Consider the following 24,338-nt stretch of genomic DNA (forward strand, 5'->3'; position numbering starts at 1 on the left):
AACATGAATGCCGACACGCGACGAACAGAGTTCGGCTTTCATTCACAACCAATTCAACCTGCAGACGTTATCCTGTCTGTATTGGAGAAAAGGAGAAAGGCAATGACGTGGTCCGGACAGAAGTTTCTGGCTGCGATTAGCCTTGCCAGTGCGGTGGCACTGGGCGGCTGCGCCTATGATGACGGCTATTATGGCGGCGTGAGCGTGGGATCAGGCTATTATGGCGGTGGCTATTACGACGATTATTATGGCCCCGGCTATTATGGTTCGGGCTATTACGGCCCCGGCTATGGATGGTACGGGGATTATTATTATCCCGGCAGCGGCTATTATGTGTTTGATCGTGGTGGCCGACGCCATCGCTGGAACGATGATCAGCGCCGCTATTGGGAAGGCCGTCGCAATGAACGAGGCGATCATTGGCGCGGCAGTTTGGCGCGGCCACAAGATGGTCGGCTCTATCGCGACGGGCGCCCCGTGAGAGATGGGCGCTGGCGCGGGCGGGACAGGAATGATGCCACGGCCGCTCCTCCGGCAACTCAGAGCCAGCCGCGCGCGGGTAGCCCGCGTGGAAGTTGGGGTGGTGGACGATCCGGGTCTGGATCGGGTTCCAGCTCAGGTTCAAGCTCCGGCAATGGCAGTTCTGATGGGAACCACTGGCGCGGGACGCTGCGTCGCTGATGCGGGCTGGGTGGGGCGCTGTAACGCTAATCGCATGCCTCTCGCTCGCCGCCTGTGACGGGCGGGAGGAAAGCGCGATCGACAATCTCGCCAACGGCGCCAATGCGACGCAGGTGGAAAACAGCTTCCGCGCCGAGGCGCAGGAGGTGCTGGAGCCGTTGAGGCCGCCTGAACCGGGCACGCCGGGTGGATTGCCGCCGGATGCCGCACCGATCGAGGAAGGGTCGATCGACCCCAAGGGGCCGCAGGGCGCTGCGCAGGTCGTGCAGGGCTATTATGGCTTGCTGGAGGAACGCCGCTTCGACGATGCGCAGGACCTTTGGAACCAGACAGGCGCGGTTGGTGCGGAGGATGACGAGGCCTTTGCCCGGCGGTTCCGGAATTTCAGCGAAATCCATGCGCATGTCGGGGCGCCCAGTGAAATGGAGGGCGCGGCGGGGTCGCTTTACGTGACGGTGCCGGTGCAGGTTTACGGGCGGCTCGCGGCCAATGGGAAGCCCTGGTATATGCTGCGTCAGGTGACGCTGCGCCGGGTCAATGACGTGCCGGGGGCCAGCGAAGCCGACCGGCGGTGGCATATCGAGACGATCGGGCCTTATGTCGCGCCGGTTGAGGGCGAGACTGAGGTCGGGAACAACGCCTCAGCGGCGCGATGATATCGGGGCGAGCGGACATTACTCCGCTCGCCCTCGCGCCTGATCAGGAAACGGTCGCCTTCAGGATCTTGCCCGGCGTGCGGGGCGGTTCGCCCTTCGGCAGGGCATCGACATGTTCCATGCCGGAAGTGACTTCGCCCCAGACGGTGTACTGGCCGTCGAGGAAGGTGGCGTCGTCGAAGCAGATGAAGAACTGGCTGTTCGCGCTGTTCGGGTTGGACGAGCGGGCCATGGAGCAGACCCCGCGGACGTGCGGTTCGCGGCTGAATTCAGCCTTGATGTCGGGCAGCTTCGACCCGCCCATGCCGGTGCCGGTCGGATCGCCGCCCTGCGCCATGAAGCCCGCGATGACGCGGTGGAACACGACGCCGTCGTAAAAGCCTTCCTTCGCCAACTGGGTGATGCGTTCGACATGGCCGGGCGCCAGATCGGGACGCAGCTTGATGACGACGTCGCCGCCGCTGTCGAGGGTGAGGGTAAGCGTTTCGTCGGCCATGAAAATCTCCTCTTTCGGGGGAGTGGGGAAATGTTGGTCCATATAGAGCGTTAGGACCGGGATGGAAGCGCCTCAATCAATCTTTGAGGCATTGCATTTATCCCGTTCATGAGCAAAAGCAGCCAAATGTTACAGGAACCGGACAGTAGGGGACGCGATGAGCGAGCGAGCCGATATGGCCGAACCCCGGCCGGACGAACTGCCTGTTGACGAAAAGGCCGTCGAACAGGCGGAATCCCGTCATGATGAGGACGACCGGCTGAGGCCGGACTTTGTTTCCGCCGTGCTGGACGCGGTGGAGGATGACGACCGCGACCGGGCGCGCGAGCTGGTGTCGCCGCTGCACCCGGCGGATATTGCCGACCTTCTGGAGCTTACCCCGTCAGACCGGCGTGGCGAGGTGGCGGCGGCGCTGGGCGATCTGGTCGGCGCGGAAGTGCTGTCCGAGCTGAACGACTATGTGCGCGACGACTTGCTCGACGCGCTGGAGCCGCAGCAGGTCGCGGACTTTGCCGCTGAACTCGACACCGACGATGCCGTCGCGATCATCGAGGATATGGAGGAGGCCGATCAGCAGGCCGTCCTCGATGCGATGGAGCCGGAAGATCGCGCGGCGATCGAAAGCGCGCTGGCCTATCCGGAGGAGTCCGCCGGTCGTTTGATGCAGCGCGATCTGGTCGCGGTGCCCGAACATATGACGGTCGGCCAGGTGATCGACTATCTGCGCGACAATCGTGACCTGACGACGGATTTCTGGGAAATCTTCGTGGTGGACGAGGCGCACAAGCCGATCGGCACCTGTCAGCTGAGCTGGATACTGACCTGTCCGCGCGCGATCGCGATGGCGGACGTCATGAAGCGCGAACAGACGCTGATCCCGGTCGATATGGATCAGGAAGAAGTGGCGCTGCGCTTCCAGAAATATGCGCTGATCTCCGCCGCCGTGGTGGACGCGAGCGGGCGGCTGGTCGGCATGATCACGGTCGATGACATCGTTCACATCATTTCCGAGGAAGCGGGCGAGGATATCCTGCGCCTGTCGGGTGCGGGCGAGGGCGACATCAACCAGCCGATCCTGGAGACGGTGCGCACGCGCCTGTCCTGGTTGGTTGTGAATCTGGGGACCGCGATATTGGCGGCATCGGTCGTCGGGCTGTTTCAGGAGACGATTTCCAAATATGTCGTGCTGGCGGTGTTGATGCCGATCGTGTCCGGTATGGGTGGGAATGCGGGGACGCAGACCATGGCGGTGGCGGTGCGGGCGCTGGCGACCAATCAGCTGACCAGTTCCAACACGATCCGGCAGATCGCGCGCGAATTCCGCATTGCGAGCGCCAACGGAATGGCGCTGGGGATATTGATCGGTGTCGCAGTCGGGCTGATCTACGGCAATCCCGATCTTGGCCTTGTCATTGCCATGGCGATGCTGATTAACAATCTGGTCGCGGGACTTGCAGGGATATTGGTGCCGGTGACGCTCGACCGGTTCGATATCGATCCGGCGGTGTCTTCGGCAGTGTTCGTGACGACAATGACCGATGTGATGGGCTTCTTTTCCTTTCTGGGGCTGGCGACGATCTGGGGTTTGTGACGGGGCTTGACCGTTCGCGTTCAGCGCCCATCTTCTGCTGATGCCGCTTCATCTCACCAAGATTGCCTTTGGCAGTGAAAGCCCTGCGACGCTGCGTGCCTGGCTGGAAAGTCATGGCGAAGAGGCGCGGTTGACCACGCGTTATTTGCCGAAGCGGGTGGCGGAGATGGAGGGCGGGTCGCTTTACTGGATACATCAGCACCGGCTGGTGGGGCGCAGTCCGCTGATCGGGTTTCAGGAAACGGGGCAGGGGCGGTTCTGGATCAGGCTGGAGCCGCGACTGATCGCGGTGCGCGGTGCGCCGAAGCGGGCGCATCAGGGGTGGCGCTATCTGGAAGAGAAGGACGCGCCGCCTGATCTGGGGTCGGGCGAGGAGGATGATCTGGACGCTATGCCGCCCGCGATGCTGGGGGAGTTGGCGCGGTTGGGGTTGGTTTGAGGGGGTTGGTTGATTTCGTAAATTGACCTCCGTTCGCCCTGAGCCTGTCGAAGGGCTCTACTTCTTGAATCCAGCATTTAAACCGAAGTGAAGGGCTTCGACAGGCTCAGCCCGAACGGAGGTGGGGTTTGTTTGCTGGCGGTCCGGCCCTGCGACAGGTTCAACTGAATGGGCGTGGTGGGTTAGGCAGCTTTGCCTTGAAGCGCTTTTTGGCGGCGCCTTTGCACCGAGGAGCCTATTCCCAAGGACTCTCGATATTTCGCAACCGTACGACGCGCGAGGTCCATGCCTTTGGCGCGGAGCAGATCGACTAGCGTGTCGTCGGACAGGATCGCGTCGGGCGCTTCGGTGGCGATCAGGGCCTTGATGTGGCTTTTTACCGCTTCGGCGGACACGGCGCCGTCGCCGCTGGCCGCCGCGACGCCGCTGGTGAAGAAATATTTGAGCTCATAGACGCCGCGCGGGCAGGATAGATATTTGTTCGACGTCACGCGGCTGACGGTGGATTCGTGCATGCCGATGGCTTCGGCCACCATTTTGAGCGTCAGGGGCTTTAAATGCGCGACGCCTTTGCGGAAGAAATCTTCCTGGCAGCGGACGATTTCGGTCGCGACCTTGATGATCGTCTTTTGCCGCTGGTCGAGCGCCTTCACCAGCCAGTTGGCGCTGGCGAGGCAGTCGGCGAGCCACGCCTTTGACGCGCGGTTCTGCGGGCCGGATGCGAGTTCCACATAATAGCTGCGGTTGATGAGCAGGCGGGGGAGGGTTGCGCTATTGATTTCGATCGACCAGCCATCGCGCGCCGGATTGACGAAGATGTCGGGGGTCACAGGCGCGGCGCGATCGGTGGAATAGCGCAGGCCAGGCTTTGGATCATAGCCGCGCAGTTCGCGGATCATGTCGGCCATATCCTCCTCATCCACGCCGCAGATGCGGCGCAGTTGGGGCAGGGCGCCACGGGCCAGCAGGTCGAGATTGTCGAGCAGCTTTGCCATGCAGGGGTCGTAGCGATCCGCCTCCTTAGCCTGAAGCGTCAGGCATTCGGCGAGTGAGCGGGCGCCGACGCCGGTGGGATCGAAGCTGTGGATGACGTCCAGCACCTCTTCCGCCTGCGCGAGCGGGACGCCGAGAGCGTGGGCGGTTTCGAGGAGGTTGGCTTCCAGATAGCCCGCCTCGCCAATCTGGCCGATCAACTGCGTGGCGATGAGCAGGTCCATGCCATCGAGCGCGCTGCGCGCCTGATCCATCAGATGTTCCTGCAGGCCCTGTTCGGGGTTGGCGAAGCTGTCGAAGTCGATGGCTTCGCCGCCGCCCTGAAGCATGTCGGTGCCGCTGGAACCCACGGCGCTGACGGCGCGGTCGGACGGGCCATCGTCGATGAAGGTTTCCGCGCCATAATCGACGTCGAGCGGTGCGTCGGACTCGGCGCGACCCTGGCCGATCAGAGCGTCGATCGCGCCGGTTTCGGGCGCGAGGGCAGGAAGGTCGATCTGCGCATCGATGCCATCGGCTGCGGGCGCGTTGTCGATGGGGCCGCCCGTCTCGAGTAACGGATTCTTTTCCAGCTCGGCTGCGACGAAGGCGTCGATTTCAAGATTGGACAGGGCCAGCAGTTTGATCGCCTGCTGAAGCTGCGGCGTCATTACCAGCGACTGGCTTTGCCGCAGGTCGAGACGAGGCCCGAGCGCCATCAGCCGGAGCCCTTGCCGTCATGCTGAAGGGAAGGGCGAGGGCCAGTCATCTCAGAGCGAGAAATTCTCGCCCAGATAGAGGCGGCGGACTTCGGCATTGGCGACGAGTTCGGTCGGGCTGCCTGTGAAGAGCACTTGCCCGCCATAGATGATGCAGGCGCGATCGACGATTTCCAGCGTCTCGCGGACATTATGGTCGGTGATGAGGACGCCGATGCCCCGCGTCTTGAGCTGCTTCACCAGGTCGCGAATGTCGGCGATGGATAGGGGATCGATGCCCGCGAAAGGCTCATCGAGCAGGACGATGGACGGATTGGCGGCAAGCGCGCGCGCGATTTCGCAGCGGCGGCGTTCACCGCCCGACAGGGCCATGGCGGACGAGTTGGCGAGCCGGGTGAGGCCAAATTCATCGAGCAATTGCGCAAGGCGGGCGTCGCGGGCGGACTTGTCGGGCTCCGCCAGTTCCAGCACGGCGCTGATATTCTGGGCGACGGTGAGGCCGCGGAAGATGGACGTTTCCTGCGGTAGATAGCCAAGGCCCAGGATAGCGCGGCGATACATGGGCAGGCCGGTGATGTCCTCACCGTCAAGGATGATGCGGCCATGATCCGGGCGCACCAGACCCATGACGGAATAGAAGCAGGTCGTTTTGCCCGCGCCGTTCGGGCCGAGCAGGCCGACCACCTCACCCTTCCCAACCGTCAGCGAAACATCGGTCAGGACGGCACGCTTGTCATAGCTTTTCGCGATGGAGACGACGGATAGCCCGTCGCTCACTTCCTGAGCGGACATGCGCATGCTGGCGCTTTGTCTATCCTGAATTACGACGTTGTCCATTACTCACCCTTGCTGCGACATGGTTAGCGCCAAGTAAAATACTCGCGCGGCCGAGGCAATTGGCAAGCTTTGTGCATGGGATTGTCGTCGGGGCAAGGGGAAAATCGGTGATCTTGGCATCCAGGGCGTCAAAAGCTTGATTTGGTGGACTGCAGGGGTCAGGGCTGCCGCTGGTCGCGGCAAGTTGGGTCAAGCTGGGTGAAGAAGGCATGCTTGGTGCGGGAGCAATGATTTGGGCGGGGTGTTGATGGACGAGTCGATCACGCGGGCCGTAGGTGGCGCGCACGGGCAATTTTTCCACCGCACAGTCGCGGCGGCGGGGCGTTTTGCCGGACAGCGCACGACGCTTTATGCCGCAGTCAAACAGGAGGTAGCCGCCTGATGGGTGATGAAACTGGAACCCCCCGGTCGGGGCGCTTGCGATCATTGCTGTTCGTACCGGGCGATCGGCCCGAGCGGATGCGCAAGGCGTTGGGAAGCGGCGCGGACGCGCTGATCCTGGATCTTGAGGATTCTGTCGCTATCAGTGCCAAGGCCGGGGCGCGGGAAGAGGTGGCGGCGTTCCTGAAGGAGGCTGCGGACAGCGAAGTCATGCTTTTCGTCCGGGTGAATCCGATTGATAGCGGACTGATCGATGCCGACCTCGACGCGGTGATCGCTGGCCGTCCGGCCGGGATCATGTTGCCCAAGGCAGAGGGCGCCGCGTCGATCAGGGATCTGGACCAGCGATTGCGCCAACGGGGCGATGATCGGGCGCTGATCCTGCCTATCGCTACGGAAACGCCCAAGGCGATCTTCCGATTGGGTGAATATGGCGATGTGCCGGATCGGCTGGCGGGCCTTACCTGGGGGGCGGAGGATTTGCCCGCCGCGATTGGCGCCCTTTCCGCACGGCATGCCGATGGCAGCTATACTCCACCCTATGAGATAGCCCGTGCGCTCACGCTATTTGCCGCCTGCGCGGCTGACGTGGCGCCGATCGAGACGGTTTATCCGGCGATTCGGGATTTGGACGGTCTCGCGGCCTATGCGCAGCGAGGCGCCCGTGACGGTTTTCTGGGCATGATGGCGGTGCATCCTGATCAGGTTCCCGTGATCAATGCCGCCTTTACGCCATCGGAAGAGGAGATTGCGCGGGCACAGGCGGTAGTCGATGCCTTTGCGGCCAATCCCGGCGCCGGGGTCCTGACGCTGGATGGCAAGATGATCGACCGGCCTCATCTAAAAAAAGCGCAGGCGCTGCTGGCCCGCTGTTAAGTCCGGCCCGCTCGGCTTGACTGACTATCTCCCATATGGGAGAGGGTGGGCATGGGTTCTCTCTGGGCTGATCAGAATGAGCTGTTCCTGCCGCTGGTGGATGGGATTCATGAAAGCCCGCCTTTTGGCGCCTTCATCCGCAATCTGGTGGGCCGCACCTATGCGCGGCGGGCTTTCCTGATCGTCTCACTGGCCAATGCCATGCCTGAGCAGGAACCGACCGTCATCCACATCGCCGCCCCGCGTGCGTCGCAGGAGCCGCCTCTGGATTTCCGGCGTCTGGAAGCCTTGCGCCTGCATCCTTATGGATCGCTGCGTCCGGGGCGCGTCTATGCGCTGGACGAGATGCTGAATTATGATGACGCGGATGAACTGGCGCGGCAGCGCGAGGCGTTGAATGAAATGAACATTCGCTATGGCCGATGGCTGCGCGTGGCGGCGGGCGGGGTGGCCGATGCACATTTCCTGCTGGTGAGAGAGCGGGAGGATTTTTCTGCGTCTGCCGTTGCCGTGCTGTCGAGCATTGCCCCGCATTTCGCCGCGGCGCTGCGGACGCTGGTGGCATTGATCGAGGCGCGCTTGCAGGTTGCCATGGCGCAGGGCGCGCTTTCTCGGCTAGGCGTTGCGCAACTGGCGTTCGATTGGGGCGGTCGGGTGATGGCCGCTGATCCTGCGGCCGAGGCGATTCTGGCCTTTACGATCAAGCCGGGGCCAAGTCCGGAGCGGCGGTTGCAGTTGTTGCCCGACGCTACCCATGCGCTCAACCGGGCCTGCGCGGAAATGGCGTCGGCGCCGCCGGGCGCGACGCGGGTAATCCGGATCGACGATAGCAGGGATATCGACCTGCTGCTGCGCAAGTCGGACCTAGCGCTGAGCGAACCGTGCGCCTTGCCCGCTGTGATCGGCATAGCGCGTACCGCCCGTCGCGAACCTGCGCAGGCGGCGGCGGGGACTTTGGCGGCGCTGCATGGTTTGTCGGGCAGCGAGGCGGCACTCGCTCACGCGCTGAGTTTGGGCGAGAGCATCGTTGGAGCGGGTGAGCAGCTTAATCTGACCACGGAAACGGCGCGTAACTATTCCAAGCGGATATATGAAAAGACGGGGGCGAAGGGGCAGGCGGATCTGGTGCGGCTGATCCTCACCGGCCTGGCGCCCTTTGCGTGATGGCGGGCGATCCAGCCATTTCCGCTGTTTTGAAACAGCAGATTTTTCGCCGTTCGGCTGCAAGTTTCGCGGCCTGTCGTCTGGCGCTTTGACGGAAAAGTGGATAAAGGGCCGCCCAATGCTACGCATATCAATTTGGAGGGGCAGGCGACTATGAGCAATAAGAAGGCAGCCCTCGAAGGCATCCGCGTCATCGACATGACTCGCGTGCTGGCCGGACCCGTGGGCGCGCAGATATTGGGCGACCTCGGCGCTGACGTGATCAAGGTGGAACGTCCGGGCGTTGGAGACGACGGCCGTGTATATGGTCTTGCCGAGGTTAAGGGCAAGGACGGGATGAATGTCCGTCAGGCGGGGTTTTTCACGGCGGCTAACCGTAACAAGCGGTCGATCACGCTGAACCATAGCAAGCCCGAGGGGCAGGAAATCCTGCGTAAGCTGGTGGAAACGGCCGACATCCTGATTGAAAATTACAAGGTTGGTGATCTCAAGCGGTTCGGGCTGGATTATGAGAGCCTGAAGACGATCAACCCGCGCCTTATCTATTGTTCGGTTACAGGCTTTGGCCAGACGGGGCCAATGGCTGCGCGGCCGGGCTATGATGGTTTGTTTCAGGCGACGGGCGGGATGATGGCCGTCACCGGCATTCCGGATGGGCAGCCGGGAGCCGGGCCGCTCAAGGCGGGACCGAGCCTCGTTGATTTCATCACCGGCCATAATGTCGCCATTTCCATATTGGCGGCACTCCAGCATCGTAACCAGACTGGTGAAGGGCAGCATATCGATATCGCCCTTCTGGATAGTTCGGTGGCGATGGTCAGCCATATCATGCAGGATTATTTGCTGAGTGGCGTGGTCCCGCCGCGCCTGGGCAATGGCGGCAATGGCGGTGGCCCTGCCGATCTCATCCATACCAAGGATGGCATGCTGTATCTCACCGCTGGCGGTGACGAGCATTGGCGGCGCTTGACGGTGCTGATGGGCCAGCCTGAGCTATATCAGGACCCCCGCTTCGATGAGAATTTCAAGCGCGGCAAGTTGAACCGGCTGGAGTTGATGGACATCATCAATGAATGGAGCCGTGGGTTCACTTCGGAAGAGCTTCAGGCGAAGTTCGATGAGGTGAGCATTCCCGCCGCGCGTTACAATGAGCTGCCTGAGGTTTGGGAAGATCCGCAGATCCAGCATCGCGGCCTTCGGGTGACGACGCCGCATCCCTGGGCGGAGGCCGGTACGGTCGATCTGATCGGAAGTCCGCTGGCTAATATGTCGGAGTCGCCGGCGACGATCCGCCGCGCGCCGCCGCTTCTGGGCGAACATAGCGCCGAGGTTCTGGGTGAGCTTGGCTATGACGAAGCGCGCATCGCCGAACTGCAAGAATCGAAGATCATCTGATCGGGTGGCTCCGGCGGCTCTACATGTGGCCGCCGGAGCTTATTCCTCACCCCCTCGGTTCCCGAGGCATAGCTAATCCGCGTTCAGCGATGATGTTGCGCTGGATTTGGTCTGTTCCGGCGTAGATGGTATCGGATCGAGACATGAGGTGCATGGTTGTGAGGGGACCCATGCGTTCGTCGTTGACGCCGATTTCGCCGGTTTGGCCCATGACCTCCATGGCGAGGTCGCCGAGGGCGACGTGCCAGCGGGACCAGTAGAGTTTGTAGGTGTAAGCGGCGCCGGAGAGGTCTGCGCCTTCGCCATCGGAGAGCATGCGCAGGCCGTTATAGCGCATGATCTTGAGGCCCGCATGGGCGGTGGCGATCTTCTGGCGGATGAGCGGGTCGCTGGCCTTGCCGTTGGCTTTGGCGATGGCGATGATCTCGTCGAGTTCGTTCTTGAACTGCATCTGCTGGGCGAGGGTGGAGACGCCGCGTTCAAAGCCAAGCAGGGCCATGGCGACCTTCCAGCCTTCGCCTTCTTCGCCGATGCGGTCGATCGCGAGCGCCTGCGCGCCATCGAAGAACACCTCGGCAAACTCGGCCTCGCCGGTCATCTGGCGGATCGGGCGGGCATCGACCCCGGGCTGGTCCATCGGGACCATGAGGAACGAGAGGCCCTTGTTGCCGACGCTGCCGGGCGTGGTGCGGGCAACGACGAAGCACCAGTCGGCGATGGTGCCCATCGAGGTCCAGATCTTCTGGCCATCGATGATGTAGCGGTCGCCTTCGAGGCGGGCCTTGGTCTTGACATTGGCGAGGTCGGAGCCCGCGCCGGGTTCGGAATAGCCCTGGCACCAGATGGCGCGGCCATGGGCGATGTCGGGGAGGAACCGGGCCTTCTGCTCCTCATTGCCCATGGCGAGCAGGGTGGGGCCGAGCAGTTCGACCCCGAGATGCCCGGCGCGCGGCGGACCCTTAGCGCGGGCATATTCCTCGGCGAAGATGATCTGCTGCGCGATCGAGGCGTTGCGCCCGCCCCATTGCTCAGGCCAGCCCACGACGCTCCAGCGCGCCGCCCCAAGCGCCGCTTCCCAGGCGCGGCGCTCCTCGACATTGTCGACCTGGTTGGTCTGGCCGCGAATGGACTTGAACGGGCCTGCGAGCTGTTCGTTGAGCCAGCTCGCGGCCTCCTCACGGAAGGCTTTGAGTTCAGGGGCGAAGGCGAGTTGCATGGATCAGGCGACCTCGAACAGACCGGCCGCGCCCATGCCGCCCGCGACGCACATGGAGACGACCACATATTTGACGCCGCGACGCTTGCCTTCGATCAGGGCGTGGCCAACGAGGCGCGAGCCGGTCATGGCGAAGGGATGGCCTATGGCGATGCCGCCGCCATTGACGTTGAGCTTGTCCGGATCGATGCCCAGCGTGCGCTGGCAGTAGATCGCCTGGTTGGCAAAGGCTTCGTTCAATTCCCACAGGCCAATGTCGTCGATCTTGAGACCGGTGCGCTCGAGCAGCTTGGGGATGGCGAACACCGGGCCGATGCCCATCTCGTCCGCGCCGCAGCCTGCGACCTGGAACCCCCGATAGATGCCGAGGATGGGGAGACCCTCCTTCTGCGCGGTGGCAAGGTCCATGACCACCTGCGCCGAGGCGCCGTCGGACAGCTGGCTGGCATTGCCGGCGGTGACATGCTTGCCTTCCTTGATGACCGAGCCGTTCTTGAACACGGGCTTCAATTCCGCGAGCTTCTCGTAAGTGGTGCCCGCGCGGATGCCCTCGTCCTTGGTCAGGGTCAGCTCTTCCTTGCCGGTCTCATTGCCTTCCTTGTCGAACAGGGCCTTGGTGACCGTGATCGGCACGATCTCGTCATCGAACTTGCCTGCTTCCTGGGCGGCGGCGGCGCGCTGCTGCGATTGCGCTGCGAACCGGTCCTGATCCTCGCGCGAAATGCCATAGCGTTCAGCGACGATCTCGGCGGTCTCGATCATCACCATATAGGCGTTGGGATCGCGCGCCTTGATGAACTCGGAGCGGTTGCGGAACGCGGGATAATGTTTGTCGATGGTGAGCGAGACATTCTCGACGCCGCCCGAGACGGCGCAGTCGATCTCGTTGGCGATGATGCCGCGCGCCGCGAAGGCGAGCGCGTTGAGGCCGGACGAGCATTTGCGGTCCATCGAGAACCCCGCGGTGGTGTCGGGCAGGACCGATCCGTGGACGGTCAGGCGGCCGACATTGTAGCTTTGCGTGTTCCACTGGTTGGCAACGCCGAGATACACGTCATCGACGCGGGCGGGATCGATCCCGGCGCGGGCGATGGCGGCGTCCACGACATGGGAGGACATGAACGGCGCTTCGGTGTCGTTGAACGCGCCGCGATAGGCTTTGCCGACGCCGGTGCGCGCGGTGGAGATGATGGCTGCTTCACGCATGTGTATCGATCCTTGGATTAAAAGCCGTGCATGTTGGTGGGACCCCAATAGGCGCGCATTTCGGTCACTTCATTGGCGTCGTTGAAGCGGAAGGTGTCGATGACGTCGATGCGCTTGGCCCCACCATCATAGTTCAGGTTCACCGAGAAGGGGAACACCGCATAATCGCCCGCGACCCGGACGGGGCCTTCGAGCTTCAATTTCGCGCCGGTCTTCATGGACTCGGCATAGAAGGCGCGGATCGCCTCGCGGCCATGGTGGATGGGTGAGCCGATCGGGTCCTCGACCGTCGCGTCTGCGGCATAGAGGGCGGCCACCTGGTCGGCGCTGCCTGCTTCGAACGCGGCGACATAGGCGTGGACGGCGGCTTCCATTTTGACGGGATCAGGCATGGTTTTGGCTCCAACGGGATTGGCGGCGAGAAGGCAGAGGGCGATTACTGCGCCCAAGCTCAGCTTTCCGGAAAATAGCGGTTGATGGTATCGACCACGCAGGCGGGCTTGTCCTTACCCTCGATCTCGACGGTGACGCGGATCACGGCCTGTATCGCGCCGCCCTTCACTTCCTCGACCGAGACGATCTCGCCGGTGCCGCGAATGCGCGAGCCCACGACCACTGGACTGAGGAAGCGGGTCTTGTCCATGCCGACATTGACCCCTGCGGAGAAGCGGCGGACCTCGACGATCTGCGGCATGAACAGGTTGACGAGGCTGAGCGTCAGATAGCCATGCGCGATGGTCGCGCCGAAGGGGCCGTCCTTGGCGCGTACCGGATCGACATGGATCCACTGATGGTCGCCTGTGCAGTCGGCAAAGGCGTCGATGCGTGACTGGTCGATGGTGAGCCAATCGGCGGTGTCGAGCTTGACGCCCTCCTGCCCCAGCAGCGCGCGCGGCGTTTCGAAGATGGTTGCCATCAGGCCCTCTGGCTGGAGACCGCGACGATCTCGCCGGTCATGTAGGAGGAGAGATCAGAGGCAAGGAACATCATGACATTGGCGATTTCCCAGACCTCGGCGGGGCGCTTGAAGGCTTCCTTCTCAACCAGCTTGTCGAGGGCTTCCTGCGTCGTCACCTTGGCAAGGAACGGGTGCATGGCAAGGCTTGGTGAGACCGCATTGATGCGCACGCCATGTTCAGCCGCCTCGATCGCGGCGCAGCGGGTGAAGGCCATGACCCCGGCTTTCGCGGCGGCATAATGGGCCTGGCCTTTTTGCGCGCGCCAGCCCAGCACCGAGGCGTTGTTGACCATGACGCCGGACTTGTTGGCGTACATGCTTGGCAGGAACGCGCGGGTCATGCGGAACAGCGAGGTCAAGGTGACGTCGAACACGCGCGCCCACTGCTCGTCGGTCATGTCGATGATATCGGCCTCGCCGCCCAGGCCCGCATTGTTGATGAGGACATCGACCTTGCCCAATGCGGCGAGCGAGGCATCGCGCAGACCCTGTACCGCCTCTTCGCTGGTGACGTCGCACACGAACAGGGCGGGGCGCTCGCAGCCCACTTCGTCGGCGATACGGTCGGCCGCTTCGTTGAGACGGCGTTCGTGGAAGTCGCTGATGAGGAGCTTGGCCCCTTCTTCAGCCGCGCGCTTGGCGGCGGCAAAGCCGATGCCGGTGCCAGCGGCGGCGGTCACGACCACGGTCTTGCCCTTGAGCATGCCCAGCGGGGTCGGATAGGGGGGAACAGGCGAGGTCGGGGTCATGCGGCGTCCTTCATGATGATCTGTGCGAGCGCTTCGCGATGCTGGTCCGGCGTGCCGAGCCAGCTGGCGGTGGCGCGCGCGCGCTTGAAATAGAGATGGGCGTGATGTTCCCAGGTGAAGCCGATGCCGCCATGGAGCTGGATCGCGTCGCCCGCGACCGAGCGATAGGCGTCGGACACATAGGCGCGGGCGGCATGGGCGGCTTCGGCCAGTTCCTCGCCATTTTCGTCGATCGCGGCGGCGGCATAATAAGCGGCCGAGCGCGAGGCTTCGACCAGCAGCATCATGTCGGCGAGCATATGCTTGTAGGCCTGGAACGAGCCGATGAGGCGGCCGAACTGGACGCGCTGCTTGGCATAATCGACGGTGGCGTCGAGGCTGTACTGCATGCCGCCGGTCTGTTCGGCGGCGAGCAGGCCCGCGCCGATGGTGAGGGTGCGTGCGATCGCGGCGGCCGCGCTGCCGGGCGCGCCGAGGATCATGGCATCGCTCACGTCGCAATCGAAGGTGAGGGTGGCAAAGCGGCGGGTGCGGTCGAGGCTGGGGAGTGCTTCGATGGTGAGGCCGGGGGTGTCCGCTTCGAGGACGACGAGGCTGTCGTCGGCGGTGGCGATGACGATCAACTCGGCGACATGGGCGAAGGTTGCGAACTCCGCCGTGCCGGTCAGCTTGCCGTTCGACAGGGTCGGGCGGCTTGCGGTGCCCGCGAAGCTGGCGCGGGTGCCTGACGCCAAGCGGGGCAGCAGCGCCGCCTTCTGCTCTTCGCTGCCTGCGGCGAGCACCGCCTGCACGGCGAGCACGGCGGTTTCGAAGAAGGGCACGGGTGCGAGCACCCGGCCGGTTTCCTCGAGCACCAGCGCCATTTCGACAGCGCCAAGGCCAAGGCCGCCTTGGGCCTCGGGGATCATCAGCCCGGCAAAGCCCATTTCGCCAAGGCTCGACCACAGGCTCTCGTCAAAGCCGCTCGTCCCTTCGACGGCGGCGCGGATGACGTCCGGGTTGGCGGCGTCGGTCAGGAAGTCGCGCGCGGCTTCCTGGATCGCGCGCTGGTCGTCGCTGAGCGCGAAGTCCATCAGGCGGCTCCGTAGACGGGCTTTGCAGGCTCGCGGGTCTGGAGGAGCCCGCGCACGATCGCGTCCATTTCGCTCGCTTCAATCCGCGCGCCCTTGTCGAAGGCAGGGCTGTCGGTCCACCCCTGCGAGAGGACGACCTGGCCGCCCTTGAGTTCAAAGACCTGGCCGGTCACCCCCTTCGACTGTTCGGAGACGAGATAGGCGACCAGCGGCGCCATATTTTCCGGCGCGAACAGGTCGAACTCGCCTTCCTTGGCGTCCATGTCGAACGCGCCGGTATTGGTCATGCGGGTGCGGGCGTTGGGGGCAAGGGCATTGGCGGTGATGCCAAGGCGGCCAAGCTCGGCGGCCTGCACCAGGGTGAGCGTCGCGATGCCGCCCTTGGCCGTCGAATAAGCCGACTGGCCGACCGAGCCCTGCAGGCCTGCGCCCGAGGTCGTGTTGATGATGCGCGCATCGACCGGATTGCCGGCCTTCGACTGCGCCCGCCAATATTCAGCGGCATGGCGGCTCGTGCAGAAATGGCCGCGCAGATGGACGCGGATCACCGCGTCCCATTCTTCAGGGGAGCAGGTGAAGAACATGCGGTCGCGCACGAAGCCTGCATTGTTGACCACGGCATGAAGCGCGCCGAAGCTGTCGAGGGCTTGCTCGACCATGCGCTTGCCCGATTCCCATTCGGCGACGTCGTCGGTGTTGGCGACGGCTTCCCCGCCCATCGCGCGGATCTCGTCCACCACCTGCTCGGCTGCGCCCTTGGTCGCGCCTGCCTCGCCATGGGTGCCGACGCCAAGGTCATTGACCACGACCTTGCAGCCTTCTGCGGCGAGGCCCAGCGCATAGGCTTTGCCAAGGCCATTGCCCGCCCCGGTCACGATCGCAACACGTCCTTCGCAGATACCCACTTGCCTTACTCCTTCATTGCGCTGCGACGGGGATCAGCAGATGCTGGCTTAAGTCCCCAACCAGATCGAGCAGGGAATAATCCCGCCCGGAAAAATGCCATGCCTCGTCCACCCGGACGAAGGCGTCATGATAGCGGCCCGCGCAGATCGCCTGGAGCGGCAGGGCCGGGGTCGCCTGAAACACGGTATAGTAAGAGCGGCAGGTGGCGGTGCCTGCCGCCTCGTCCACCTCGATAATGGGATTGGTGATGACATGCTTGGTGCGCGGCGTGCCGCAGGGGTAGAGGCGCACATGGGTGCGCCAGAGCGCCAGCATCGGCGCGGAGCCTTCGACCACTTCGCCGCCGCCGGTCTTGATCCGGGCGCGTTCGAACAGGGCGGCTACGGCTTCCAGATCGCCTGCGTCCATCAGTTCGGCATAGCGGTAGAGGAGGTTGGTGATCGCCGTGGCGCTGTTCATGCCTGACCCTCGCGCTTTGCGGCTTGTTTTTCGCGATGTTCGGCGGTGCTGCCCGAAAGGCGCACGGCGATGGCGTCGGAGGCGATGCGCTGCGCCTGCCGCTCGGCGCTGGCTTGGCTGAGCGGCTCGGCTTCGATGAGATCGGTGAGCGCGGCGCGGGCGAGTTTCTGATATTCGCCCTCGCCATTGTTGCGCCAGGTCACCTGCTGCGGCTCGAACGTCTTGACCACCTTGGCCGGGTTGCCGACGACCAGGCTGCGCGGCGGGGTCACCGTGTCGGACTTCACAAGGGCAAGGGCGGCGACGAGATTTTCGTCACCAATGATGGCATTGTCGAGGATCACCGCGTTCATGCCGATCAGCGCATTTTCACCGATCTCGCAGCCATGGATGATCGAGCCATGGGCGATGGTCGCGCCGCGCTTGATGACCGTGTCGCGCAGCTGGTTGGCATGGATCGACACATTGTCCTGGATCGAGCTGTCGCCTTCCACCACGATCCGCCCGAAATCGCCCCGCAGCGAAGCGCCCGGCGCGATGAAGCAGCCCGGTCCCACGATCACGTCGCCGATCAGCGACGCCAGCGGATGGACGTAGCTGGTCGGATCGACGACGGGAACAATCCCCTGATAGGCGTAGGCGGGCATCGGGGCTGGGTCCCTTAGAGCCGCTCGATGATGGTGACGTTGGCCTGGCCGCCGCCTTCACACATGGTCTGCAGGCCATAACGCCCGCCCGTGCGCTCCAGCGCGTTCAGCAACGTCGTCATCAACCGCGCGCCGGTCGCGCCGATCGGATGGCCCAGAGCGATCGCGCCGCCCTGCACATTGACCTTCTCATGCGGGACATCCAGTTCCTTCATCCACGCCATGGTGACGCTGGCAAAGGCTTCGTTGCATTCGAACAGGTCGATGTCGCTGATCGACATGCCAGCCTTCTTCAGCGCATATTGGGTGGCGGGGATCGGCCCGGTCAGCATCCACACCGGGTTGGCGGCGCGGACCGACAGGTGATGGATGCGCGCGCGGGGCTTCAAACCATGTTCCTTCACCGCCTGCTCGCTGGCGATCAGCAGCGCGGCGGCGGCGTCGCAATTCTGGCTGGCGACGCCTGCGGTGATGATCCCGCCTTCATTGACGGGCTTCAGGGACGCCAGGCCCTCCAACGAGGTCGTCGGGCGGATGGTCTCGTCACGGGCCAGGCCCTCAAGCGCCACCACTTCCTTGTCGAACCAGCCATTGTCCCAGGCGGCCTGCGCGCGCTGGTGCGACGCGAGCGCGAACTGCTCCATCGCTTCACGGCTGATGCCCCATTTGTCGGCGATCATCTCGGCGGACTTGATCTGGTTGACCTCTTCCATGCCATAGCGTTCGACCCAGCCCTTCGACCCGTGGAAGGGGCTGTCGAAGCCATATTGCGCGCCCGCGATCATCGCGGCCATGATCGGGATCTGGTTCATCGCCTGGCTGCCGCCTGCGACCACCAGGTCCTGGGTGCCGCTCATCACGCCCTGCGCGGCGAAGTGGACCGCCTGCTGGCTTGAGCCGCACTGGCGGTCGATGGTGACGCCGGGCACTTCTTCAGGGAGCCCTGCGACCAGCCATGCGGTGCGGCCGATGTCGCCCGCCTGGCCGCCGATGGTTTCGGTGCAACCCCAGACCACGTCCTCGACCTGGGTGGGGTCGATACCGGTGCGCTTGACCAGTTCCTTGATCGGGTGCGCGCCAAGGTCGGCCGGATGGACGGCGGCAAGGCTGCCCTTCTTGCGGCCGACAGGCGTGCGGACGGCGTCGATGATATAGGCTTCAGGCATTTTCATGTTCCCGGGCAAAGGTCTGATCCGGCCCCATGGGCTGGGTGAAGATGCGCGTGGCGATGCGCGCGCGGTGTTGGGCGGGGGTGCCCCATGTTTGCGTGAGCGCAACCGTGCGCTTCAAGAACAGATGGACGTCCACCTCCCAGCTGTAGCCCATCGCGCCATGCACCTGGATCGAGGCGCGGGCGGCCTTGTCGGCGGCTTCCAGGGCGACGAGCTTGGCATGGCTGACACGGGCGCGGGCTTGCGTGTCGCGGGCGCCGATTTCGGCGGCGGCGGCGGCGACCACCGGCTTGGCGAACTCGATCGCGACCTGGGCGGACGCCAGGTGATGCTTGACCGCCTGATAGCTGCCGATGGGCTTGCCGAACTGCTGGCGTTCCTTGGCATAATCGACTGCGAGGTCGACCGAACGCTGGGCAAGGCCGAGGCCAAAGGCGGCGTTGAAGAGGGCGGCGCGGTCGAAGGCGAGATCCCAGTCGGCCTTGCCCAGAGCCGTCGCCTTCTCCTTGCTCCACTCGACCGAAAAGAGGCGGCGGAAGGGATCGATGCTCGGCTGCGCCGTCAGCGTCACCTGATCGGGCGTGGCGAGCCAGGCCTCGCCATCGGCATGCAGGAGGATGCCGCCTGCGCTGTCGGCATTGGCGACATAGGGGTTCGACGGATGCTGGATGGCGATCGTCGCATTGGGATCGCTGAGCAGTTCATGCTCGGGTGCCAACGCGGCGAGCATCGGCGCGGCAACGCCTGCGCTTTCAACCAGCGGTTCGGGCAGCGCGACATAGCCCGCCTCTTGCGCGATCAGGGCAAAGTCGGCTTCCGCCAGCCCGATGCCGCCCGCGCTTTCGGGGAGCAGCACCAAAGTCAGGCCGGTTTCCACGATAGAGGCCCAGCGCGCATCGTCGCGTGCGACGCCCGCTTCCATCATCTTGCGCCAATGGTCGGGCGTGCAGCTGTCCGCAAACAGCGTCCGCGCGGTTTCGGCGAACATCAGCTGTTCATCGCTGAGGGTGAAATCCATTTCTCTGTTCCCCCTTAGCGCGGCAGGCCGAGCATGCGCTCGGCAATGATGTTGCGCTGAATCTCGTTGGAGCCCGCATAGATGGGTCCGGCGAGCGCGAAGATATAGTCGTCGATCCAGTCGACGGCCCCAGCGCCGGGCGCTTCGTGCGTCAGTTCGGCCTGCGGCCCCAATATGGCGAGCGCGGTTTGCGTCAGGTGAATGTCCAATTCCGACCAGAAAATTTTGTTGGTGGACGCTTCCGGCCCGATCTTCGCGCCCGCCATCAGCCGCGAGGCGGTCTGGTAGATGTTGAGCGCATAGGCGTCGGCATTCATGTGCGCGCGCACGACATCGGCTTCGAGCGCGGGGTCGGCGGTTTCCTTGTTCGCCTGCCACAGTTCCGCAAGCTTGCTTGCCGCCACCTGGTAGCGGGCGGGCGAGCGCAGCATGAGGCCGCGTTCAAAGCCTGCTGTCGCCATGCAGATATGCCAGCCCTGACCCTCGTCGCCGAGGCGATTGAAGGCGGGGACGCGGACATTTTCGAGGAAGATCTCGGCGAAACCGACATGGCCGTTGATCTTCTTGATCGCGTTGACCGTGACCCCCGGCGCGTTCAGCGGGAAGAAGATGAGGCTCATGCCCTTGTGGCGCTCGGAGCCGGGCTCGCGGAACAGGCCGAAGGCCCAGTCGGCGAACACCGCGCGGCTCGACCAGATTTTGTGGCCATTGAGGATATAGTCGTCGCCATCCCGAACCGCCGTCGCGCGCACGCCGGCAAGGTCTGAGCCCGCCATCGGTTCGGACCAGGCTTGCGCCCAGATTTCCTCGCCCGACGCCATCTTGGGCAGGAAGCGCTGCTTCTGCTCATGGGTGCCGAACTCGATCAGCGTCGGCCCCAGCAGGAAAATGCCATTCTGGTTGACCCGGCCCGGCGCACCCGCGCGATAATATTCTTCCTCGAAAATCAGCCACTGGATGAGGTCAAGGCCGCGCCCGCCATATTCCTTGGGCCATGTCACCATGCCCCAGTCGCCGGACTTCAGGGTCTTTTCCCATTGGCGGTGGGCCTCGAAACCCTCGCGCGTGGCGTCGAAATGCTCCAGCGGCTCGCCGGGCACATGGGCTTCGAGCCAGCTGCGCACTTCGGCGCGGAACGCCTGCTGTTCGGGGGTATAGGTCAAGTCCATCAGAATTTCGCCGCGCCCTTATTGTCCACAAAGGCGTCACGCGCCTTCTGGCTGTCTTCATGCATGTACATTTCGAGCGTGAAGCCCTGCTCGATCCGGTAATGGGCCGACGGGTCGGTCGGCTCGATCAGGTTCAGCGCCTGCTTGGCGATCACCAGCGCCGCCCGGCTCTTGGACGCAATTACTTCGCAGAAGGCGTAGGCCTCGTCCCTGAGCTGCTCGAGCGGCACCACCTTGTGCACCGAACCGTGACGGTAGGCGTCTTCCACCGGAATGCGCCCGCCGGTGAAGAAATTGGCGCGCACCATCTGGACGGGCAGCATGCGACTCATGAAGGCCGCGCCGCCCATCGCGCCGCGATCGATTTCAGGCAGCGAGAAATAGGCCCCCTCCGCCGCGATCAGCGCGTCGCACGCGCCCGCGATATTGACGCCGCCGCCGATGACGAAGCCATGCAGCGCGCCGACCACCGGGATCGCGCATTCGCGGATCGCCTTGAACGTCAGGTAATTATCCTTGTTCAGCTTGGCGATGCGTTCGGGATGCGCCGCCATCTCCTTGATGTCGACGCCGCCGCAGAAACCCCGGCCTTCGGCGCGGATCAGGATGCACTTCACATCCTCGTTCGCTGCGGCTTCGTAAACCAACGCCGGGATCGATTCCCAACCCTTGGTGTCGAAGGCGTTGACCGGGGGATGGTCGAACAGGATTTCGGCGATGGCGCCCTTGACGGTCAGCGTAATCGGCATGTCTTGTCCCTCTTCCTCAGGCGGCGCTGGCCGTCTCGCGGCCCATGGCGGCGAGCGCGGCGAGCCGCTCATGCGCCTCTTCGACGATGCGGTCGACCAGCTGTTGGCAGGTCGGGACCTCGCCAATTCGCCCGCCCACGACGCCGGTCGCCATCACGCCATGTTCGATGTCGCCATCGACCACGGCTTTCTGGATCAGCATCGGCATGGTCGCGGCCATCATCGCCTGCTTCAATGGCATCGCGCCATGGGCGGTCATGCCGCGCGCCGACTTGATGAAATCCATCCAGCTCGCGCCGGTCTGCTTCTTCATCGCCATGCCCGCCTCGATCGCGCGCAGCCACATGGCGAGCGGGCCGGACTTCTCGATCCGGTCCATCAATTTGGTGCGGACCATCCGCTGGGGGATGCCGTCGAGCTTGGTGGTGACAACGATGCGGTCGGTCGAGGCCTTGAGATATTCCGCTTTGGCGCTGTCGGGCACCGGGCTTTCCTTGGTCAGCAGGAAGCGCGTGCCCATGGCAATGCCGACCGCGCCATAGGCGAGCGCTGCCGCCAGCCCGCGTCCGTCGGCAAAGCCGCCGCTCGCGATCACCGGCACCTTGACGGCGTCGAGCACCTGGGGGAGCAGCACGGTGGTCGGGACGGAACCTGTATGCCCGCCGCCTTCGCCGCCCTGGACATTGACCATGTCGACGCCCAGTTCGACCATCTTCTGCGCATGCTTGACCGCGCCGACGGTGGGGATGCACAATATGCCCGCATCCTTGAAACGGCCGATCATCTTGGCATTGGGGCCACGGCCAAAGCTGACCGCGCGCACCTGATCCTTGTTGGCCAGGATCAGTTCGACAATCTGGTCAGCGCCCGGCTGAAAGCTGTGGAAGTTGACGCCGAAGGGCTTGTCGGTGCCCTTGCGCACGGCGAGGATCTTTTCGCGCGCTTCGTCCGGCGTCATCACCGCTGCGCCCAGAAAACCGAACGCGCCTGCATTGCTCGACCCGATCACCAGCGAAGGCTCGGCGACCCAGCCCATCGCGGTCTGGATGATCGGCCAGCGGCAGCCAAGCCGTTGGCAAAGGACTGTGTGCAGCGGATCGCCCATCATTCGCTCGCCTGTTTCTTATTGGCCTCGGCCATCTTCTTGGCGTCGAGGCCCGCGATCGAGCTGCCCTGGACGAGGTCATTCTGGGCATGGGCGAAATGGTGCATATGATATTGCGCGTCCATCGCGTTCCTCTTGCCCATCAGCTCCTCGACATGGTTGATCGCCTGCTTGGTCAGCCAGTTGCCAAGGCGGGGCTGGGCGACGAGCTTGGCCGCCATGGCCGCGACGGTCTCGCGCAGCGCCTCGCGCGAGACGATCTTGTTCACCATGCCGAACTGTTCGGCGCGCTGCGCGCTCATCCGCTCACCCAGCAGCAGGAATTCCTTGGCGATGCGCGGGGGCAGTTCATAGGCGTGGGCGAAATATTCAACGCCCGGGATGCCCATGCGGTTGACCGGGTCCTGAAAGAAAGCGTCGTCGGTGGCGACAATCAGGTCGCACACCCATGCCAGCATCAGCCCGCCCGCGACGCACGCCCCCTGCACCATGGCGATGGTGGGCTTGGGCGCGTCGCGCCAGCGGCGGCACATGCCGACATATTGCTCCTTCTCGCGGGTATAGAGCAATTCAGCGGCGGGCTTGTTCACATGACCCGGCACCAGCAGCCGGTTCTCGAAATGCTGGTGCACGTCGCGGCCGGGCGTGCCGATGTCATGCCCGGCCGAAAAATGCTTACCGTTACCGCCCAGCACGATGCAGCGCACATCGTCATCGTTCGTCGCCTTGATGAAGGCGTCGTCGATCGCATAGGTCATCTGGCCGTTCTGGGCATTGTTGAAGCCCGGGCGGTTCATCATGATCCATGCGACATTGTCGATCACCTCATAGGTGACCGGCTCGTCCGTTTCGTAAACAATGTCGACCTGCTGCGGTTCGACCAGGCGGTCGGTCTCGTTCATCTTCAGGCTGCCCTTCTGTCTCCGGCCGGATTGTCCTTGAACACGGTCGCCCGGACATTATTGGGGTCGATCTTCGCGATCAGCTCCAGTTGCTCGGCCGTCGGCGCAGGGGTGGTCGGGATTTCGCCATCGACCTTTGCCAGCGGGAAGCCGGTATTGTCCTGCACTTCCTCGAAGGTGACGCCCGGATGCAGCGAGATCACGCGGATCTGGTGATCGGGGCCGCCAAAGTCCATCACGCACAGGTTGGTGATGATGCGACGCAGGTCCAGGCCCTGGGGCGGAGCGCCATTGCGGTAGCGTGCCGGATTATAGCCCGCCATGCAGACGAAATCGACTTCGCCTTCCACGAACGCCCGCTTGTTGTGGTTCTGGAAGAAGAAGCTGTTGGGATGGCTGATCGAGTTGCCGGGGAAGCCGCGCGCGCCGAGCATCGCCGCCTTGGGCTTCTTGTGGTCGCCGATCACCGAGATGTTCGCCTGACCGAAACGATCGATCTGGACCGGGCCGACCAGCGCGTGGCGGCGGCCGCTCCAGAGCGCCGAGAAGACGCGGTCATAATTGGCGATGCCCTCGAACTCGGGCTCGGCGGTGCGCTTGCCCGGGCCGACGGGTTCGCTGGTATAGAATACCTCGCCATCGGTGGTCTGGATCGCGGGCGCGAAGGAGAGCTTGGCCACGCCCGCGCCAATGCGGGGGAGGGGGCCGATGCCGGTCGCCATTACTTCGCCATCTTCGCGCCAGACTTCGGCGCAGGCGGCGATGACGAGTTCAGCGAGCGAATAGCTGTTCTGGGTCATGG

The 24,338-nt window shown here is 64.0% G+C and carries 27 protein-coding genes; 8 read left to right on the top strand and 19 right to left on the bottom strand.

What is annotated here, in order from left to right; all coding sequences use genetic code 11:
• The first annotated feature begins 102 nt into the window (after window positions 1–102).
• Both ACZ5U1_RS15815 and ACZ5U1_RS15820 read left to right on the top strand, forming a co-directional pair.
• Window positions 103–681: a hypothetical protein gene (locus tag ACZ5U1_RS15815; RefSeq protein ID WP_464780094.1), complete on the top strand. Its 579-nt coding sequence runs from the start codon at window positions 103–105 to the stop codon at window positions 679–681.
• Window positions 681–1,337, top strand: coding sequence for a hypothetical protein (locus ACZ5U1_RS15820; RefSeq protein ID WP_464780095.1), 657 nt, complete (start codon window positions 681–683; stop codon window positions 1,335–1,337). Before ACZ5U1_RS15815 ends, ACZ5U1_RS15820 begins: the two co-directional genes overlap by 1 nt.
• Before the next feature lie 43 nt (window positions 1,338–1,380).
• On the opposite strand, the gene ACZ5U1_RS15825 is transcribed toward ACZ5U1_RS15820, so the two are convergent.
• Window positions 1,381–1,833, bottom strand: a complete 453-nt coding sequence (locus tag ACZ5U1_RS15825; RefSeq protein WP_464780096.1) for a peptidylprolyl isomerase — start codon at window positions 1,831–1,833, stop codon at window positions 1,381–1,383.
• A gap of 157 nt (window positions 1,834–1,990) precedes the next feature.
• On the opposite strand from ACZ5U1_RS15825, the gene mgtE reads away from it, so the two are divergent.
• Both mgtE and ACZ5U1_RS15835 read left to right on the top strand, forming a co-directional pair.
• Window positions 1,991–3,424: a magnesium transporter gene (gene mgtE, locus ACZ5U1_RS15830; protein WP_464780097.1), complete on the top strand. Its 1,434-nt coding sequence runs from the start codon at window positions 1,991–1,993 to the stop codon at window positions 3,422–3,424.
• Window positions 3,425–3,464: 40 nt separating this feature from the next.
• Window positions 3,465–3,863, top strand: a complete 399-nt coding sequence (locus ACZ5U1_RS15835; RefSeq protein ID WP_464780098.1) for a DUF1489 family protein — start codon at window positions 3,465–3,467, stop codon at window positions 3,861–3,863.
• Between the two features lie 182 nt (window positions 3,864–4,045).
• On the opposite strand, the gene rpoN is transcribed toward ACZ5U1_RS15835, so the two are convergent.
• Together rpoN and lptB are read right to left on the bottom strand one after the other, a co-directional pair.
• Complete coding sequence (gene rpoN / locus ACZ5U1_RS15840; RefSeq protein ID WP_464780099.1) at window positions 4,046–5,554, bottom strand: RNA polymerase factor sigma-54; 1,509 nt, start codon at window positions 5,552–5,554, stop codon at window positions 4,046–4,048.
• Window positions 5,555–5,605: 51 nt separating this feature from the next.
• Window positions 5,606–6,391 (bottom strand): LPS export ABC transporter ATP-binding protein, encoded by a 786-nt coding sequence (gene lptB, locus ACZ5U1_RS15845; protein ID WP_464780100.1) that lies wholly within the window; start codon window positions 6,389–6,391, stop codon window positions 5,606–5,608.
• Window positions 6,392–6,638: 247 nt separating this feature from the next.
• Between lptB and ACZ5U1_RS15850 the strand changes: the two genes are divergently transcribed.
• The 4 genes from ACZ5U1_RS15850 (at window position 6,639) to ACZ5U1_RS15865 (ending at window position 10,207) form a co-directional block, all read left to right on the top strand.
• Window positions 6,639–6,773, top strand: a complete 135-nt coding sequence (locus ACZ5U1_RS15850) for a hypothetical protein (RefSeq protein WP_464780101.1) — start codon at window positions 6,639–6,641, stop codon at window positions 6,771–6,773.
• Window positions 6,773–7,648, top strand: a complete 876-nt coding sequence (locus ACZ5U1_RS15855) for an HpcH/HpaI aldolase/citrate lyase family protein (protein WP_464780102.1) — start codon at window positions 6,773–6,775, stop codon at window positions 7,646–7,648. The genes ACZ5U1_RS15850 and ACZ5U1_RS15855 overlap by 1 nt, the downstream gene beginning before the upstream one ends.
• Window positions 7,649–7,699: 51 nt before the next feature.
• On the top strand, window positions 7,700–8,812 hold the full coding sequence (locus ACZ5U1_RS15860) for a helix-turn-helix transcriptional regulator (RefSeq protein WP_464780103.1): 1,113 nt from the start codon (window positions 7,700–7,702) through the stop codon (window positions 8,810–8,812).
• A gap of 153 nt (window positions 8,813–8,965) precedes the next feature.
• A complete protein-coding gene (locus ACZ5U1_RS15865) occupies window positions 8,966–10,207 on the top strand; it encodes a CaiB/BaiF CoA transferase family protein (RefSeq protein WP_464780104.1) in 1,242 nt (413 codons plus the stop codon).
• A gap of 46 nt (window positions 10,208–10,253) precedes the next feature.
• On the opposite strand, the gene ACZ5U1_RS15870 is transcribed toward ACZ5U1_RS15865, so the two are convergent.
• Genes ACZ5U1_RS15870 through ACZ5U1_RS15945 form a run of 16 tightly spaced genes read right to left on the bottom strand, consistent with a single transcriptional unit; the run spans window position 10,254 to window position 24,336 of the window.
• Window positions 10,254–11,423 (bottom strand): acyl-CoA dehydrogenase family protein, encoded by a 1,170-nt coding sequence (locus ACZ5U1_RS15870; protein WP_464780105.1) that lies wholly within the window; start codon window positions 11,421–11,423, stop codon window positions 10,254–10,256.
• Between the two features lie 3 nt (window positions 11,424–11,426).
• Window positions 11,427–12,629: an acetyl-CoA C-acyltransferase gene (locus ACZ5U1_RS15875; protein ID WP_464780106.1), complete on the bottom strand. Its 1,203-nt coding sequence runs from the start codon at window positions 12,627–12,629 to the stop codon at window positions 11,427–11,429.
• 17 nt (window positions 12,630–12,646) lie between these two features.
• Window positions 12,647–13,021 carry a nuclear transport factor 2 family protein gene (locus ACZ5U1_RS15880; RefSeq protein ID WP_464780107.1) on the bottom strand — a complete coding sequence of 125 codons (375 nt, stop codon included), beginning with the start codon at window positions 13,019–13,021 and terminating at the stop codon, window positions 12,647–12,649.
• Between the two features lie 59 nt (window positions 13,022–13,080).
• On the bottom strand, window positions 13,081–13,545 hold the full coding sequence (locus tag ACZ5U1_RS15885) for a MaoC family dehydratase (protein ID WP_464780108.1): 465 nt from the start codon (window positions 13,543–13,545) through the stop codon (window positions 13,081–13,083).
• On the bottom strand, window positions 13,545–14,336 hold the full coding sequence (locus ACZ5U1_RS15890; RefSeq protein WP_464780109.1) for an SDR family oxidoreductase: 792 nt from the start codon (window positions 14,334–14,336) through the stop codon (window positions 13,545–13,547). Before ACZ5U1_RS15890 ends, ACZ5U1_RS15885 begins: the two co-directional genes overlap by 1 nt.
• Window positions 14,333–15,409, bottom strand: a complete 1,077-nt coding sequence (locus tag ACZ5U1_RS15895) for an acyl-CoA dehydrogenase family protein (RefSeq protein WP_464780110.1) — start codon at window positions 15,407–15,409, stop codon at window positions 14,333–14,335. Before ACZ5U1_RS15895 ends, ACZ5U1_RS15890 begins: the two co-directional genes overlap by 4 nt.
• A complete protein-coding gene (locus ACZ5U1_RS15900) occupies window positions 15,409–16,314 on the bottom strand; it encodes an SDR family oxidoreductase (RefSeq protein WP_464780111.1) in 906 nt (301 codons plus the stop codon). The genes ACZ5U1_RS15895 and ACZ5U1_RS15900 overlap by 1 nt, the downstream gene beginning before the upstream one ends.
• 13 nt (window positions 16,315–16,327) lie before the next feature.
• On the bottom strand, window positions 16,328–16,774 hold the full coding sequence (locus tag ACZ5U1_RS15905; RefSeq protein ID WP_464780112.1) for a nuclear transport factor 2 family protein: 447 nt from the start codon (window positions 16,772–16,774) through the stop codon (window positions 16,328–16,330).
• Window positions 16,771–17,421, bottom strand: a complete 651-nt coding sequence (locus tag ACZ5U1_RS15910; protein ID WP_464780113.1) for a gamma carbonic anhydrase family protein — start codon at window positions 17,419–17,421, stop codon at window positions 16,771–16,773. The genes ACZ5U1_RS15905 and ACZ5U1_RS15910 overlap by 4 nt, the downstream gene beginning before the upstream one ends.
• A 14-nt stretch (window positions 17,422–17,435) precedes the next feature.
• Window positions 17,436–18,587: an acetyl-CoA C-acetyltransferase gene (locus ACZ5U1_RS15915; protein ID WP_464780114.1), complete on the bottom strand. Its 1,152-nt coding sequence runs from the start codon at window positions 18,585–18,587 to the stop codon at window positions 17,436–17,438.
• Window positions 18,580–19,611 (bottom strand): acyl-CoA dehydrogenase family protein, encoded by a 1,032-nt coding sequence (locus ACZ5U1_RS15920; protein ID WP_464780115.1) that lies wholly within the window; start codon window positions 19,609–19,611, stop codon window positions 18,580–18,582. Before ACZ5U1_RS15920 ends, ACZ5U1_RS15915 begins: the two co-directional genes overlap by 8 nt.
• Window positions 19,612–19,625: 14 nt before the next feature.
• On the bottom strand, window positions 19,626–20,780 hold the full coding sequence (locus tag ACZ5U1_RS15925; RefSeq protein ID WP_464780116.1) for an acyl-CoA dehydrogenase: 1,155 nt from the start codon (window positions 20,778–20,780) through the stop codon (window positions 19,626–19,628).
• Window positions 20,780–21,529 carry an enoyl-CoA hydratase family protein gene (locus tag ACZ5U1_RS15930; RefSeq protein WP_464780117.1) on the bottom strand — a complete coding sequence of 250 codons (750 nt, stop codon included), beginning with the start codon at window positions 21,527–21,529 and terminating at the stop codon, window positions 20,780–20,782. The genes ACZ5U1_RS15925 and ACZ5U1_RS15930 overlap by 1 nt, the downstream gene beginning before the upstream one ends.
• A gap of 16 nt (window positions 21,530–21,545) precedes the next feature.
• Window positions 21,546–22,634 (bottom strand): NAD(P)H-dependent flavin oxidoreductase, encoded by a 1,089-nt coding sequence (locus ACZ5U1_RS15935; RefSeq protein ID WP_464780806.1) that lies wholly within the window; start codon window positions 22,632–22,634, stop codon window positions 21,546–21,548.
• Window positions 22,634–23,536 carry an enoyl-CoA hydratase gene (locus ACZ5U1_RS15940; protein ID WP_464780118.1) on the bottom strand — a complete coding sequence of 301 codons (903 nt, stop codon included), beginning with the start codon at window positions 23,534–23,536 and terminating at the stop codon, window positions 22,634–22,636. Before ACZ5U1_RS15940 ends, ACZ5U1_RS15935 begins: the two co-directional genes overlap by 1 nt.
• Window positions 23,537–23,538: 2 nt before the next feature.
• Window positions 23,539–24,336: a CoA-transferase subunit beta gene (locus ACZ5U1_RS15945; protein ID WP_464780119.1), complete on the bottom strand. Its 798-nt coding sequence runs from the start codon at window positions 24,334–24,336 to the stop codon at window positions 23,539–23,541.
• Window positions 24,337–24,338: the final 2 nt, after the last annotated feature.

The organism is Sphingobium sp. TomTYG72 (genome assembly GCF_055394715.1).

Bases quoted from the DNA above. Each gene is read 5' to 3' on its own strand.
- ACZ5U1_RS15925 (WP_464780116.1), bottom strand. From the start codon at position 20,780: ATGGACTTGACCTATACCCCCGAACAGCAGGCGTTCCGCGCCGAAGTG.
- ACZ5U1_RS15815 (WP_464780094.1), top strand. From the start codon at position 103: ATGACGTGGTCCGGACAGAAGTTTCTGGCTGCGATTAGCCTTGCCAGT.
- ACZ5U1_RS15835 (WP_464780098.1), top strand. From the start codon at position 3,465: ATGCCGCTTCATCTCACCAAGATTGCCTTTGGCAGTGAAAGCCCTGCG.
- ACZ5U1_RS15940 (WP_464780118.1), bottom strand. From the start codon at position 23,536: ATGAACGAGACCGACCGCCTGGTCGAACCGCAGCAGGTCGACATTGTT.
- ACZ5U1_RS15870 (WP_464780105.1), bottom strand. From the start codon at position 11,423: ATGCAACTCGCCTTCGCCCCTGAACTCAAAGCCTTCCGTGAGGAGGCC.
- ACZ5U1_RS15920 (WP_464780115.1), bottom strand. From the start codon at position 19,611: ATGGATTTCACCCTCAGCGATGAACAGCTGATGTTCGCCGAAACCGCG.
- ACZ5U1_RS15935 (WP_464780806.1), bottom strand. From the start codon at position 22,634: ATGGGCGATCCGCTGCACACAGTCCTTTGCCAACGGCTTGGCTGCCGC.
- ACZ5U1_RS15905 (WP_464780112.1), bottom strand. From the start codon at position 16,774: ATGAACAGCGCCACGGCGATCACCAACCTCCTCTACCGCTATGCCGAA.
- ACZ5U1_RS15865 (WP_464780104.1), top strand. From the start codon at position 8,966: ATGAGCAATAAGAAGGCAGCCCTCGAAGGCATCCGCGTCATCGACATG.
- ACZ5U1_RS15930 (WP_464780117.1), bottom strand. From the start codon at position 21,529: ATGCCGATTACGCTGACCGTCAAGGGCGCCATCGCCGAAATCCTGTTC.
- lptB (WP_464780100.1), bottom strand. From the start codon at position 6,391: ATGGACAACGTCGTAATTCAGGATAGACAAAGCGCCAGCATGCGCATG.
- ACZ5U1_RS15875 (WP_464780106.1), bottom strand. From the start codon at position 12,629: ATGCGTGAAGCAGCCATCATCTCCACCGCGCGCACCGGCGTCGGCAAA.
- ACZ5U1_RS15915 (WP_464780114.1), bottom strand. From the start codon at position 18,587: ATGCCTGAAGCCTATATCATCGACGCCGTCCGCACGCCTGTCGGCCGC.
- rpoN (WP_464780099.1), bottom strand. From the start codon at position 5,554: ATGGCGCTCGGGCCTCGTCTCGACCTGCGGCAAAGCCAGTCGCTGGTA.
- ACZ5U1_RS15825 (WP_464780096.1), bottom strand. From the start codon at position 1,833: ATGGCCGACGAAACGCTTACCCTCACCCTCGACAGCGGCGGCGACGTC.
- ACZ5U1_RS15895 (WP_464780110.1), bottom strand. From the start codon at position 15,409: ATGGACTTCGCGCTCAGCGACGACCAGCGCGCGATCCAGGAAGCCGCG.
- ACZ5U1_RS15880 (WP_464780107.1), bottom strand. From the start codon at position 13,021: ATGCCTGATCCCGTCAAAATGGAAGCCGCCGTCCACGCCTATGTCGCC.
- ACZ5U1_RS15850 (WP_464780101.1), top strand. From the start codon at position 6,639: ATGGACGAGTCGATCACGCGGGCCGTAGGTGGCGCGCACGGGCAATTT.
- ACZ5U1_RS15945 (WP_464780119.1), bottom strand. From the start codon at position 24,336: ATGACCCAGAACAGCTATTCGCTCGCTGAACTCGTCATCGCCGCCTGC.
- ACZ5U1_RS15855 (WP_464780102.1), top strand. From the start codon at position 6,773: ATGGGTGATGAAACTGGAACCCCCCGGTCGGGGCGCTTGCGATCATTG.
- ACZ5U1_RS15885 (WP_464780108.1), bottom strand. From the start codon at position 13,545: ATGGCAACCATCTTCGAAACGCCGCGCGCGCTGCTGGGGCAGGAGGGC.
- ACZ5U1_RS15860 (WP_464780103.1), top strand. From the start codon at position 7,700: ATGGGTTCTCTCTGGGCTGATCAGAATGAGCTGTTCCTGCCGCTGGTG.
- mgtE (WP_464780097.1), top strand. From the start codon at position 1,991: ATGAGCGAGCGAGCCGATATGGCCGAACCCCGGCCGGACGAACTGCCT.
- ACZ5U1_RS15910 (WP_464780113.1), bottom strand. From the start codon at position 17,421: ATGCCCGCCTACGCCTATCAGGGGATTGTTCCCGTCGTCGATCCGACC.
- ACZ5U1_RS15820 (WP_464780095.1), top strand. From the start codon at position 681: ATGCGGGCTGGGTGGGGCGCTGTAACGCTAATCGCATGCCTCTCGCTC.
- ACZ5U1_RS15890 (WP_464780109.1), bottom strand. From the start codon at position 14,336: ATGACCCCGACCTCGCCTGTTCCCCCCTATCCGACCCCGCTGGGCATG.